This window comes from Pseudomonas quebecensis, assembly GCF_026410085.1.
In the GTDB taxonomy this organism is placed as follows: Bacteria; Pseudomonadota; Gammaproteobacteria; order Pseudomonadales; family Pseudomonadaceae; genus Aquipseudomonas; species Aquipseudomonas quebecensis.
On record NZ_CP112866.1, the window covers coordinates 1061930 to 1074250 of the forward strand.

A 12321-nucleotide genomic window follows, 5' to 3' on the forward strand; every position below is an offset into this window, starting at 1 on the left:
CCTGGCCTGCTGTCAGGCCCCATTGGGTTGCGGCGCCGACCCGTCGAGGGCCGCCGTCGTCGAGCCCATCAGGCGCGAAATGACGCTTTGCGCCGCGGGCTCGGTGGGTGAGGTGCCAAACCGGCGCGTACGCATTCCCCACCCCGGCGCAAACCCCGGAAAAAACACCAGCCCTTCAGCCTCCAGCCGAAACGCCAGGGCCAGGCGGGTGTCATCGTCCACCTCTCCCAGGCTTTCGAATTGTTGAAGCGCACTCACCGGCACCCCGGCCTGGCGGGCCAGCTCTTCGCGGCTCCAGCCGAGCATGGCGCGCGCCTGCACGCTGTGTTTAGCGGTGAATTGGTGAAGCACGATCTGCTGGTCTACAGAAGAGCTCATTGCCAGAGAGGACATGGGATTTCTCCAGGGTTCGACGAGTGAGGGGTTACTATACTGTGTTTTTGTACAGTTGTTTTGACCGCTCATCCCCTCGAAGTTTTCCCCTTGCCGCGTCGATGCCGATAACCGGGTGCACGACACAGATCGCTCGCCAGCAGTGGGTTACAGCTCTTCGGCCCCCGGCACCTCGCGAACGATCAAGTGGTCCAGGTTTTCGATATTCGCGCTGAACACCCCGAACGTCTGTTCGGGGTTTTTCTTGCTGGGCACCTGCTTGAGTTCCGGCGTCACTCCATAGAAAAAACAATACAACGCCCGCTCGCTGGCGACCGCCGCCTTGATCTGCTCCAGAAATGCCTTGCGCTTGCGGTAGTTGTCGATGAGCTTTTTGCTCAGGTAGACATTCACCGAATAGGGCTTCTTGTCGAGCCACACCTTCTTTTCGAAATCGATGCGAAAGCTGTTGGTGTAGTCCTTGATCTCTTTGATTTTGCCCCAGTAGATCAGGCCCTTGTTGTCCTGCAGGTATTCGATCTTTTTGAAAAAGGTCCAGTAGGTCGCGGTGTGCTCGCCGATCTTCAACGGCATGCTCTTCAGCTTGTCCTTGTCGTCGATATTCGACACGTAGCACTCCACCGGGTGGGCGAATACGCTGGTTTTATCCGGCGTAGCGTCGCTGCCGCTGACGGACGTACCGATGCGTGTCGGGGGTGTTTTCGTCGGATCTTGTGGGGGCTGTCCCTCAGTATTCACGGTCGAGGCTTTACGCGGGTAAGTGCGCCGCGTCAGTACGAATTCCGATGGGAAATTATCCTCGCGGTCGTCCTCGTTTTCGCCGTCCGTACCTTTGTGCGTACTCGCGTAGCGGCAGCCGTCGATGTGCTGGGTGCCGGTCTTGTTCTTGAAATGCGGCGTGCGCTGGTAGTTGACGTTTTTCGCATTGAAGGTGCTCAGTGTGTTGCTCGCCTTGAAGGCGGCACGGCACGCGTCGTTGGGGCAGAGGAAGCTGTCGGTGTCGGAGTCGAAATCGGCGGTTTCGTCGAAATTCAGCTCTCGTACATCATAGATCGACAGCTTCTCGTCGAGACTCAGGCAGTAGGCCGTGTCGAATTTCATGGGGCTCGGGTCCGTGAGAAAGTTCGCTATTAATAGCCGTATCCCGAGTAAATATCAGCAAGAACCTGCAACGCGACGCCCACTCAGGAAGCACAAGGTACCCCCCAGTGCGGTCAGCGCACCCAGCGCATAGAACATGCTGGTCGGTGCCGCATTGATCAACAGATAGCCACAGATCACCGGGCTCATCGCCCCGCCGAAGGCCGCCAGGTTCTGCGCTCCGTAGTAACTGCCGCGCAAGGCGTCGGGGGCGATGGTGTCGATAAACAGGAACTCGGACGGGTAGATGATCATCTCGCCCAGGGTGAACACGAACATCGCCACGCACCAGCCCAGCAGGCCGTCGGCCAGGCTGAAGCCGATCAGCCCGGCGATGAACAGCGCGGTGCCCAGCATGATCCAGTAACGCAATTGTTCGCGCTTGAGAAAGCGGCCGATCTGGTACTGCATCAGGATTACCGTGATGGCGTTGCACGCCAGCACGGCGGACAGAATCTTCAGCGCCTGCTCGGGCTTGTAGGCCACCAGCAGAAACTGCGACAGATAAAGCGTGTAGCGCCCGTGGACAATGGTGCTCAACAGGCTGCCGCTGGTGAACAGGATCAGCGTGCGGTCATTGCGCAAGGTACGCAGGGTGCTGAAAAAACTCAGCGGCCTGACGCTGTCGTCGCGCTGGGTGGGTGCAATGCCGATCATCAGGAACACACTGCCCAAAGCAATTGCACTGGCAATCAGGAACGGCGCCAGTTGCATATGCCCGGCAATCACCACGCCCACCATCGGGCCGGTGGCGTAGCCGACGTTGGTCAGGGTGTAGCGCAGGGAAAACACCTTGGCGCGCTCGCCCACCGGCAGGTTCTCGCTGATGATCGCCTTGGAACCGATCAAAAACAGCGCCGACGCAGCTTCGGTGATCACCAGGGTCAAGGTGGTGAGGTAGAGGTTGCTGGCAAAGGTCAGCAATAGAAACCCGATGGAGCTGGAGAGCATCGCCAGGATCAACAGCTTGCGCTTTTCCAGACGGTCGATGATGTAGCCGCCGTAGAGGCCCAGCAGGGTGGCGATAAACACCGCAACCCCCATCAGCAGGCCGATGTCCTGCTGATTCAAGCCCAGGCGCGTGCTCAACAGCAGCGCCAGCAACGGGCTGGTCATGGCGCGGCTGACCACAATGGTCACCGAGCAGATCATCAGGCGGCGGATTACCAGGGAGTAGGTGGCCACGGTGGGGGCGAGCGTCCTAGTGAGTACTTGATGACAACACAGGGCAAATGTAGGAGGAGGCAAGCCCCTCCTACATTTTTTAGACCGAGTTATTGGCCGGCATTAATGGTGATCTTCTCGACCGCCCCTTGCTCCAGGTCCCACTTTTTCAGGATCTTGCCGTAGGTGCCATCATCGATCATGCCCTGCAACGTCTCACTGATCGCCGTCACCAGCTCAGTGTTGCTCTTCTCGATGCCCAGCCCGGTGAACTGCTTGGAAATCGCCTGACCCACCGGCTTGTACTTACCCTTGTCCAACGACATCAGATAAGGAAGGGTCTCGCTGCCCTGCATCGCCGCATCCAGGCGGTTCTGCTGCAACTGCGCCCGCGCGTCCGCCGAGCCTTCGGTGCCGATCACCACAATGGCCGGCTTACCCGCCGCTTCGCAGTGTTCCTTGCTCCACGCGGTAATTTCCGACGGCCAGGTGGTACGGCGGCTGGTGCCGACTTTTTTACCGCACAGGTCAGTCAATTCCTTGATCTCTTCACGCTTGGCCAGGGTGTACAGCTGTGGGCCGCTGGTGAAGTAATCGATGAACGTCACCGATTTCTGACGCTCGGCGGTGTCGCTCATACCCGACAGCACGATATCCACGCGTTTGGTGGTCAGGCCGCTGAGCATTTGCTCGAAGCCGGTTTCCTGCCACTTGATCTTCACGCCCAGGCGCTCGGCCAGGGCGTTGCCCAGGTCGAAGTCAAAACCGGTGAGCTGGTTGGTGGCCGGGTCCTTGAAGTCCATCGGCGGGTAGTTCGGCACGATGGCCGCGCTGATTTCGCCTTTATCCTTGATGGCCGCCGGCAACGCTGCGAACACTGCGGAGGAGGCCATCAGGCCGGCGAGCAGGGTGGGGAGGAACATGTTTTTCATGGGGGCGTTCTCGTTAGTTTTTTAGTTAAGTGCGAACGGCAGAAATAAAGCTTTGGGTACGCGGGTTTTGTGGGCTTATTAGAATGTCTTCGGGGCTGCCGGCTTCCACAATCTGGCCTGCGTCCATAAACACCATGCGGTTGGACACTTCACGGGCAAAGCCCAATTCATGGGTGACCACGATCATGGTCATGCCGGTGGTGGCCAAATCGCGCATCACCGACAGCACTTCGCCGACCAGCTCCGGGTCGAGGGCTGACGTAGGTTCGTCAAACAGCATCAGCTTGGGGCGCATTGCCAACGCGCGGGCAATCGCCACACGCTGTTGCTGGCCGCCGGACAATTCCACCGGATAGGCATTGCGCTTGTCCGCCAGGCCGACGCGGGCCAGCAATTCCAAGGCATCCTCGGTGGCTTCCTTGGGCGAGCGCTTGAGCACCTGGCACGGGCCTTCGATGATGTTCTGCAACACCGTCATGTGCGGGAACAGGTTGAAGCGCTGGAACACCATGCCAGTGGCCAGGCGCTGGCGGGCGATCTGCACTTCGTTCATCTCATGCAGCTTGTTGCCGACGACCCGATAACCCACCAGTTCGCCGTCGACCCACAGGCCGCCCTTGTCGATTTTTTCCAGCTGGTTGACGCAGCGCAGCAGCGTGCTTTTACCCGAGCCGGACGGGCCGATGATGCACATGACTTCGCCTTGCTCGACCTCGATATTGATGTCGCGCAGCGCGTGAAATTGGTCGTAGTACTTGTTCAGGTTGACGGCCTTGACGATGCTTCTCATGGGGCAAATCTCCTCAACCCAGGCTTACGAGCGCTTGCCGGCGCCGCGGGCAAAACGACGCTCCAGGCGGCTTTGGCCAAATGAAAGAACGGTCACCACCGCCAGGTACCAGATACCGGCCACCATCAGCAGCTCCATCACCCGGGCGTTGGCGTAGTAGATGTTCTGCGCGTTGTGCAGCAGCTCCGAGTACTGAATCACGCTGGCCAAGCTGGTCATTTTCACCATGCTGATGAACTCGTTGCCTACTGGCGGAATGATCACGCGCATGGCCTGCGGCAGAATGATCCTACGCAGCGCCTGCAGGCTCGGCATGCCGATGGACTTGGCGGCTTCGTACTGGCCGGTGTCCACCGACAGCAAGCCGGCGCGCACCACCTCGGCGGTGTAGGCGCCCTGGTTGATGCTCAGGCCGAGCAGGGCGGCCACGAAGGGTGTCATCAGGTCGACGGTGTCGATGCTGAACAGGCCGGGAATCGCGATCACCGGGAAGATCAACGCCAGGTTGAACCACAGCAGCAACTGCAGAATCAGCGGCGTGCCGCGAAACAGCCAGGTGTAGGTGATGGCCACGTAACGCAGGATCGGGTTGGCCGACATGCGCATGATCGCCGTGATCACCCCGATCACCACGCCCAGCGCCATCGCCAGGATCGACATGATGATGGTATTGGCCAAGCCCCACAGGATCGCTTCAGACGTCAGAAACTGGCCGATGTAGGACCATTCGATCTGGCCGTTGGCGAACGCGCGCAACAACGCGGCCATTACGATCACGATCAACGTGGCAAAAAACATGCGCCCGTAATAACGCCGCGGCACGTGCTCGTACTGCGTGATATCGAACTGGTTTTCGGACAGCTTGCGCTCTATTTCCAAGCGCTCGGCCGGAGTTTGGTTCATGGTGATTCTCCAAAAAATACGTGTTGCCTGATCGTTCCCACGCTCTGCGTGGGAATGCATCCCGTGACGCTCTGCGTCACTCTTGCGCACGGCTCGGTGGGAGGCGGAGCATGTCCACGCGGAGCGCAGGAACGATCTTCAAATTCTGAAACCGGTATAGGTGTCGGCCCATTGCTGCTGAGCCGCCAGTGCAATCTTCAACCGCCCAATCTGCTCCCTAACCCGCTCCGGCGCCGTCCCACCCCAGCCACTGCGCGCCGCAATCGCCGCTTCCAATGTCAGGCAGTCCCGCACCTCGGGCGTCAACCTTGCATCCACCTCCGCCAACATCGCCGGCGAGGCTTCCCACAACTCGATCTCATGCTTCTCACAGGCCTGCACCAAAGCGCCGGTAATCTCGTGGGCCTCCTTGAACGGCACGCCACGGGTAGCCAGCCAATCCGCCACCTCAGTCGCCAAGGTAAAGCCCATCGGGGCCTGGCGCCGCAACTCCTCCACCTGGACTTTCATGGTCGCGACCATCCCGGCCATGGCCGGCAGCACCAGCAGCAAGGTGTCCACGCTGTCCAATACACTGTGCTTGTCTTCACTCAAATCGCGGTTGTAGGAGAGTGGCAACGACTTGAGCGTGGACATCAACCCGGTCAGGTTGCCGATCAAACGTCCGGCTTTGCCCCGTGCCAATTCGGCAATGTCCGGGTTCTTTTTCTGCGGCATGATCGAGCTGCCGGTGGCGTAGGCATCGTCCAACACGACCCAACGAAACTGGCGCGACGACCACAGGCAAAACTCCTCCGACAGCCGCGAAATATTCACCCCGAGCATGCCTGCCACAAACAGGAACTCCGCCACATGGTCACGGCTGGCGACAGCGTCGATGGAGTTTTCGCACGGCCCGGTGTAGCCCATTTCCTTAGCCGAATGCTCCGGCTGCCGCGCAATCGCCGAGCCCGCCATCGCGGCGGCGCCCAATGGCGACAACGCCGTACGTGCATCCCAATCCACCAGGCGCTGTACATCGCGCAACATCGACTGTGCGTGAGCCAGCAAGTGATGGGCGAACACGATGGGTTGCGCCTGCTGCAAATGGGTAAAACCGGGGCAGATGCTCTCGACATGTTGCTCGGCCTGCGCCACCAACGCCTGCTGCAAACCCAGCACCTCGGTGGTGATGGTGCGCGCATGGTCGCGCAGGAACAGGCGCAAATCGTTGGCGGTTTGATCATTGCGCGAACGCCCGGCGCGCAACTTGCCGCCCAGGGCGCCCAGGCGTTCGGTCAATACGCGTTCGATAAAGGTGTGCACGTCCTCGTCATCCTGGGTCGGATGCAGGCGGCCGGCGGCGAAGTCATCGCCGATACGGTCCAGGGCCTCGAGGGTACGCAAGGTCTCCGACTCGTCCAGTAAACCGGCGCGCTGCAACTCACGGGCATGGGCACGGGAGCCGGCCAGGTCGTAGGGCGTCAGGCGGAAATAGCGCTCAGGGCAGCGCGACAACGCGGCCAACGCAGCAGACGGGCCGGTCTTGAAACGCGCGCCCCAAAGGCGATCGGTGGGCTGAGACATAGATGTTCCTCACGCTTGTTTTTAGAAGAGTCGGAGGCAGTAACAATCAAATTTCAATCGGGTTGAATCGACGTCTGACGCGCCGTATTCAAGGTTGCCAAGGGCGGATGTTTATGTTCATTATCGCCGCCTGGCTATGTTCAAGGATTGGGTTGAAGCCTGTTGAATATGGCACTAGAGGTCAACGCGTATTATGGAAACTCCACTTTCCACTTCTGGAAACCTGCCGCCCAAACCCGGCGCACGACCGCCCCTGCAACTCAGTGGTTTGGACTTCAAACTGCTGCGGGTATTTATGGCCGTGGTCGAGGCCGGCGGCTTCAGTGCTGCGCAAAACGAGCTGAATGTGGGCCTGGCGGCCATCAGCAAACAGATCTCCGATCTGGAAATTCGTATCGGCATGCGCCTGTGTACGCGCGGCCGGGAAGGCTTCGGGCTGACCGAAGAAGGCAAGTTGGTGTATCAAGCGTCCATCGAGTTATTTACCTCGGTGGACAGTTTCAGAGACAAGCTTAGTTCGGCGCAAAATGAACTCATTGGCGACCTTAGTGTGGGCGTTATTGATAACACTGTGTCCGACGTTAATTCCCCGCTGATTACCGCACTGGGCAACTTACATAGCCAATCGCCAAAAGTTAGATTACGCCTGCACGCCTCGCAACTGGATGAAGTTGAACGCGGCGTGGTGGAAGGGCGCTTGATTGTCGGCATCGTCCCCGTCTACCAGCGCCGCGAAGAATTTGACTACTTCCCGCTCTACGAAGAAAAGGCCCACGCCTACTGCGCCGTAGGGCACCCGCTCTTCACCGCGAACGACATAACGCCCGAGGTGCTGCGCCAATACGAAGTGGTCAACCATCGGTATGCGATCCATCGCGACAAGACTAATTTCGTCAACTACGACAGCCAATCCGCCTCAGCCTCCCAGGTTGAAGCGGTCGCCATCCTGGTGCTGACCGGCCGCTTCATCGGTTTCCTGCCCGAACACTACGCCGCACCGCTGGTAAGGGAAGGACGCCTGCGCGCACTGTGCCCGGAGCACGTTCACCTGAGCACCGCCTTCAACCTGATCCTGCGCCACAACGCGCCGAGAAGTCCGCTGGTAAAAGCTTTTGCCACCGCCCTGGGCGTAAACCTCAAAGCCACCACATAAACCACTCGCCGAACACAGATCAACGGGCTGGAAAAGGTCAAATGTGGGAGGTGTCGAGCTTTAGCGAGGCTGCGATGGGATCGATTCGGTTTCCCTGTCGAACTTCTCCACTCGCATCGCCTTTTCCTCCAGGCCGTTATCGTTTTCGACGCGAACGGTGGATTTGTTATCAAATTCAGGGGCGCGTTGGCGTTTTATGGCTGCAGGAAGTAGCTGGCGGCTATGAGCAAGAGCGGTTCGAACGCTTGATCCTAGCTCCCCATGCCTATGGGCTAAGGATGGGCGTCCGTCGGATGACTGCTATAGAGCTTTGCAATAGAGCATCCACGAACTATCATTCTTCCCAGTCTTCCCTACCCAAAGAGGTGTTCTCTATGTCTTCTGGAACGATCTTCACTAACAATCGAACGCAAAATATTCGTATCCCTGCTGACATGCGCTTTCCTGCGGGGGTGAAAACTGTCGAGGTCCGCGCTGTGGGACGCGAGCTGATCATTTCGCCGGTTGAAAACACTTGGGACAGCTTTTTCCTTGCAGGCCAATCGGTATCTGATGATTTTATGGAAGAGCGCGCCGATCAAACCCAGCAAGAGCGAGAGTCTTTTGATGATTAAGTACATGCTTGACACCAACATCGTGATCTACATCATCAAGCGTCGGCCCATCGAAATACTGGAAAAATTCAACGCGAACGTAGGGCGTATGGTGATTTCTTCAATTACCCTCGCAGAGCTGATGCATGGAGCAGAAAAGAGTCAGCTCGTTGAGAAAAATACGCGAGCCGTGGAAGACTTTTCTTCCCGCCTCGACGTCCTTAACTACGATGACAAGGCCGCCTTTCACTACGGCTCGATTCGTTCGGATCTGGAGAAAAAGCGCACGCCTATCGGTGTAAATGATCTCCATATCGCCGGGCACGCTAGAAGCGCAGGCTTGGTCTTGGTGACTAACAATGAATGTGAGTTCAAGCGCGTGAATGGCTTGATTGTGGAGAACTGGGTAGCGGCTTAAAGCGTTCCCTGAAAACCACCACCCGAATCACCGCTGCAACCGAGCCCGCTTTTTCTTCTTCGCATGAAAATGCCGAAAATGCGCATCCTGCGCCGCCGCCAGCAACTCCCGATCCCCACGTGTATCGCCCCAGGCCCGCAGCCGATACTCACCCAAATCGCCATACACCGCTTCGAGCCGCAGCACCTTATTCTCACACCGGCAGTTATTCCCGGTGAGCTTGCCGGTCAACACCCCGTCGACCACCTCAAGCTCCGTGCCAATCAACTTGATCCCCAGCCGATCGGCAAACGGCTGCAACACCAACGCCGGCGACGCCGAGCACAGCGTCACCACCGCCCCCGAGCCCAATTCCTGCTCCACCGACAAAACCCCCGCCGGGCGCATCAACCGCGCCCAATTGCGCTGGCAATACTCCTCGGCCTTGCGCTGCACCCACGTCTTCTCCACCCCGGTCATAAAGGTGCGGATCAACTGCGCCTTCAACTCATCCCGGCTGATCTGCCGCACCAAAAAGCGCAGCCCAGGCACCGCCAGCTTGACCATCCGGCCATAAAACTCGCCGGTGCCAAAGGCAAACTTGAGGAAGGGCACGAAACTGTCGTGGTGGGTCAGGGTGCCGTCGAAGTCAAAGACGGAGAGTACTTTGGCGTCTACGGGGCCGGCTTCGAGCATGTCTGGGTTCACGGGGTGGCCTCGGTCCTATCTAGTATTTTTTAAGCGTGCATCAGGTGTGACAGCAGGAGTCTACTCCCGTGCCAATCTTCCGACCTTGGCGTAAAGCCCTTCGGTGAAAGCCTCTCGATCACTCGACCGGTGACAACGCTGATGGCAATTGGGGCACAAGGCTACAGCATTGGTGATGCGATCCGAACCCTTCTGGAGGCAGGTGTTTGTGCTGATGTACTTCAAGAAGTGGCGGGCACTCCAAATAATAAGTCTGCCGCCACCTAGGCCTCTATAGATGCGCCATTCGATCTAGTCGATCAGAGGCTTGACGCAGCGCGATCTTCTGGTCACAAAAGCGCTCGCGCAAAGCGCGAAGTCTTTTTTTCTGTTGTTCTAAAGGGAATCTTGCAGGGTCGTCGAGTATTTCCTTGGCGCTCAATTGAATGATCCTGATGTTGTCCAGAACCAGGTCTACGGAGGCTTTCGCTTTTAGGTAGTCCCTTTGGGCCTGGTGTTGTGCTTTCAGAACAATACCGCTGGCGATGAGGCTGCCGCCTGCTGCTGCGATGGTGTAACTGACAAACGATGAGGCGAGTTTCAGATGGGTGAAAAATTTAGAAACTGTACCGTTTTGGGAGCCCAGATCCAGGCCATATGCGATGTACCCACCACCCAGTGCCAATAGGAAACCAATTAGGTAAAGGGCAAATGGTTGTCTGTAGACTCTTCCCGAAAGAATGCTCCAGGCACCAAGAGCGAGTAGGGCGATACTGATAAGTGTGAAGACAAGCATTTCCATGCTGTAGGTCCGATCCTGAATTTTTATCAAAAAAAAGAGCTGCCGTGAGCAGCTCTTTTACTGTTACTTGTTAATCAATCCCAGCTCAGCGCGCCGCCGGTCTGGTACTCGATCACGCGGGTTTCAAAGAAATTCTTCTCTTTCTTCAAGTCCATGATCTCGCTCATCCACGGGAACGGGTTAGTCGTGCCTGGGTACTCTTCCTTCAAGCCAATCTGCGACAGACGGCGGTTAGCGATGAACTTGAGGTAATCCTCCATCATCGCCGCGTTCATGCCGAGAACACCGCGCGGCATCGTGTCGCGCGCGTATTCGATCTCCAGCTGCGTCCCCTGCAGGATCATCTGGGTCGCTTCTTCCTTCATCTCGGCATCCCACAAATGCGGGTTTTCGATTTTGATCTGGTTGATCACGTCGATACCGAAGTTCAGGTGCATCGACTCATCGCGCAGGATGTACTGGAACTGTTCCGCCACGCCGGTCATTTTGTTGCGGCGGCCCATGGACAAAATCTGGGTGAAGCCGCAGTAGAAGAAGATGCCTTCCAGTACGCAGTAGTAGGCGACCAGGTTACGCAGCAGCTCCTTGTCGGTGTCGACGGTGCCGGTTTCGAACTTCGGATCGGAGATCGAGCGGGTGTACTTCAGGCCCCAGGCTGCCTTTTTGGCGACCGATGGAATCTCGTGGTACATGTTGAAGATCTCGCCTTCATCCATGGCCAACGATTCGATGCAGTACTGGTAGGCGTGGGTGTGGATCGCTTCTTCGAAGGCCTGGCGCAGGATGTACTGGCGGCACTCCGGGTTGGTGATCAGGCGGTACACGGCCAGCACCAGGTTGTTGGCGACCAGGGAGTCGGCGGTGGAGAAGAAGCCCAGGTTGCGCATGACGATGCGGCGTTCGTCGTCGGTAAGGCCTTCGGGGTTTTTCCACAGGGCGATGTCGGCGGTCATGTTGACCTCTTGCGGCATCCAGTGGTTGGCGCAGCCGTCGAGGTACTTTTGCCAGGCCCAGTCGTACTTGAAGGGCACGAGTTGGTTGAGGTCGGCGCGGCAGTTGATCATGCGCTTTTCGTCGACGGCGACGCGGGCGGAGGCGCCTTCGAGTTCGGCGAGGCCTTCGGCGACGTCGAGTTTGTCCAGGGCGGCCTTGGCGCGCACGATGGCGGCGGAGTCACTGGCGGTGACGGCGCGGGCTTCGATGGCGGCGGCGGCGCCGGCACCGTCGAGGCGGTCCATGTTGGCTTCGGTGGCGTGGCCGGCGTTGGCGCCTTTGGTGGCTACTTCGCCTTCATCTTCTTTGTCGAATTCGTCCCAGCTCAGCATGACGTGTCGTCTCCTGCGTGAGGGCTCCAAGGTGCCCGTGTGAAACCGGATGGTTGGGTGTTCACACGGCTCTCGGGCCGCGGTGGATCTTAAGGAATCGTTTCTTGCAACAGCTCGCGCAGGCATTAAACGGAAATTGCGTAACGGGTGCTCTGCGTGAGGCTTGAGGGGCGGAGCAACAGGTGCAAGCTCCGGCGGTGGCCTCAGGTCTGGCTCTTCGTCCCTGTGTAAAGGGATATTGCAGGCCCGATTTACCCGCGCATTATAGGGAAAAATTCGGCTTTGTGTTGCGACGGATGGTCTCGGATCAGAGACAAAAAGGCGGCTATTTGAGCCAGAGTGAGGGTTTGCGGGGGGTTGATGGGGTAGGAAATTTTTGACGGGCGGTGGGCTATTTATTGTGGGGGGTAGGGTAGGGCTTTTTGAAGAGAGGAAGGGAGGGGAGGGGCTGAGTGACGACCGCTATCGGGGGCAAC

At 58.3% G+C, this 12321-nt stretch carries 13 protein-coding genes and 1 pseudogene; 3 read left to right on the plus strand and 11 right to left on the minus strand.

The features are described from left to right. Window positions 1-12: 12 nt before the first annotated feature. The 7 genes from OSC50_RS05045 to argH form a co-directional block, all read right to left on the minus strand. Window positions 13-393 carry a helix-turn-helix domain-containing protein gene (locus OSC50_RS05045; RefSeq protein WP_181080155.1) on the minus strand — a complete coding sequence of 127 codons (381 nt, stop codon included), beginning with the start codon at window positions 391-393 and terminating at the stop codon, window positions 13-15. Between the two features lie 147 nt (window positions 394-540). Further along, entirely contained in the window at window positions 541-1494 is a 954-nt protein-coding gene (locus tag OSC50_RS05050; RefSeq protein WP_253509050.1) for a hypothetical protein, read from the minus strand. Between the two features lie 54 nt (window positions 1495-1548). Further along, entirely contained in the window at window positions 1549-2718 is a 1170-nt protein-coding gene (locus OSC50_RS05055) for an MFS transporter (RefSeq protein ID WP_181080157.1), read from the minus strand. A gap of 89 nt (window positions 2719-2807) precedes the next feature. Beyond that, a complete protein-coding gene (locus OSC50_RS05060) occupies window positions 2808-3629 on the minus strand; it encodes an ABC transporter substrate-binding protein (protein WP_181080158.1) in 822 nt (273 codons plus the stop codon). A gap of 25 nt (window positions 3630-3654) precedes the next feature. Then, entirely contained in the window at window positions 3655-4419 is a 765-nt protein-coding gene (locus OSC50_RS05065; protein ID WP_181080159.1) for an amino acid ABC transporter ATP-binding protein, read from the minus strand. A gap of 24 nt (window positions 4420-4443) precedes the next feature. Next, window positions 4444-5322: an amino acid ABC transporter permease gene (locus OSC50_RS05070; protein WP_181080160.1), complete on the minus strand. Its 879-nt coding sequence runs from the start codon at window positions 5320-5322 to the stop codon at window positions 4444-4446. Between the two features lie 138 nt (window positions 5323-5460). Next, on the minus strand, window positions 5461-6888 hold the full coding sequence (gene argH, locus OSC50_RS05075) for an argininosuccinate lyase (RefSeq protein WP_253509048.1): 1428 nt from the start codon (window positions 6886-6888) through the stop codon (window positions 5461-5463). Window positions 6889-7081: 193 nt separating this feature from the next. Here argH and OSC50_RS05080 point away from each other — a divergent pair, with 193 nt between their 5' ends. From OSC50_RS05080 to vapC, 3 genes are read left to right on the plus strand one after another with little or no spacing between them, the layout of a single operon-like run. Next, window positions 7082-8041, plus strand: a complete 960-nt coding sequence (locus OSC50_RS05080; RefSeq protein WP_253509046.1) for a LysR family transcriptional regulator — start codon at window positions 7082-7084, stop codon at window positions 8039-8041. Between the two features lie 41 nt (window positions 8042-8082). Further along, the gene (vapB, locus tag OSC50_RS26020) at window positions 8083-8655 is read left to right on the plus strand and encodes a type II toxin-antitoxin system VapB family antitoxin (protein ID WP_286670856.1); all 573 of its coding nucleotides are present in this window, start codon (window positions 8083-8085) and stop codon (window positions 8653-8655) included. Next, window positions 8648-9052 (plus strand): type II toxin-antitoxin system tRNA(fMet)-specific endonuclease VapC, encoded by a 405-nt coding sequence (gene vapC, locus OSC50_RS05090; protein WP_181080163.1) that lies wholly within the window; start codon window positions 8648-8650, stop codon window positions 9050-9052. Before vapB ends, vapC begins: the two co-directional genes overlap by 8 nt. Before the next feature lie 27 nt (window positions 9053-9079). Here the strand turns inward: vapC and OSC50_RS05095 are convergent, their stop codons facing one another. The 4 genes and pseudogenes from OSC50_RS05095 to OSC50_RS05110 all read right to left on the minus strand — a co-directional run bounded on the left by OSC50_RS05095 (window position 9080) and on the right by OSC50_RS05110 (window position 11845). Continuing rightward, window positions 9080-9727, minus strand: a complete 648-nt coding sequence (locus OSC50_RS05095) for an HAD-IB family hydrolase (protein ID WP_253509042.1) — start codon at window positions 9725-9727, stop codon at window positions 9080-9082. A 72-nt stretch (window positions 9728-9799) separates the two neighbouring features. Then, window positions 9800-9971: pseudogene (locus OSC50_RS05100) on the minus strand (HNH endonuclease); the annotation flags it as partial. Window positions 9972-10010: 39 nt separating this feature from the next. Then, entirely contained in the window at window positions 10011-10520 is a 510-nt protein-coding gene (locus OSC50_RS05105; protein WP_253509040.1) for a hypothetical protein, read from the minus strand. Window positions 10521-10594: 74 nt separating this feature from the next. Then, entirely contained in the window at window positions 10595-11845 is a 1251-nt protein-coding gene (locus OSC50_RS05110) for a ribonucleotide-diphosphate reductase subunit beta (protein WP_253509038.1), read from the minus strand. Window positions 11846-12321 lie beyond the last annotated feature (476 nt).

Excerpts from the sequence above, each read along its gene's own strand:
- OSC50_RS05045 (WP_181080155.1), bottom strand. The coding sequence starts at position 393 with ATGTCCTCTCTGGCAATGAGCTCTTCTGTAGACCAGCAGATCGTGCTT.
- OSC50_RS05050 (WP_253509050.1), bottom strand. The coding sequence starts at position 1,494 with ATGAAATTCGACACGGCCTACTGCCTGAGTCTCGACGAGAAGCTGTCG.
- OSC50_RS05060 (WP_181080158.1), bottom strand. The coding sequence starts at position 3,629 with ATGAAAAACATGTTCCTCCCCACCCTGCTCGCCGGCCTGATGGCCTCC.
- OSC50_RS05065 (WP_181080159.1), bottom strand. The coding sequence starts at position 4,419 with ATGAGAAGCATCGTCAAGGCCGTCAACCTGAACAAGTACTACGACCAA.
- OSC50_RS05070 (WP_181080160.1), bottom strand. The coding sequence starts at position 5,322 with ATGAACCAAACTCCGGCCGAGCGCTTGGAAATAGAGCGCAAGCTGTCC.
- argH (WP_253509048.1), bottom strand. The coding sequence starts at position 6,888 with ATGTCTCAGCCCACCGATCGCCTTTGGGGCGCGCGTTTCAAGACCGGC.
- OSC50_RS05080 (WP_253509046.1), top strand. The coding sequence starts at position 7,082 with ATGGAAACTCCACTTTCCACTTCTGGAAACCTGCCGCCCAAACCCGGC.
- vapB (WP_286670856.1), top strand. The coding sequence starts at position 8,083 with ATGTGGGAGGTGTCGAGCTTTAGCGAGGCTGCGATGGGATCGATTCGG.
- vapC (WP_181080163.1), top strand. The coding sequence starts at position 8,648 with ATGATTAAGTACATGCTTGACACCAACATCGTGATCTACATCATCAAG.
- OSC50_RS05095 (WP_253509042.1), bottom strand. The coding sequence starts at position 9,727 with ATGCTCGAAGCCGGCCCCGTAGACGCCAAAGTACTCTCCGTCTTTGAC.
- OSC50_RS05105 (WP_253509040.1), bottom strand. The coding sequence starts at position 10,520 with ATGGAAATGCTTGTCTTCACACTTATCAGTATCGCCCTACTCGCTCTT.
- OSC50_RS05110 (WP_253509038.1), bottom strand. The coding sequence starts at position 11,845 with ATGCTGAGCTGGGACGAATTCGACAAAGAAGATGAAGGCGAAGTAGCC.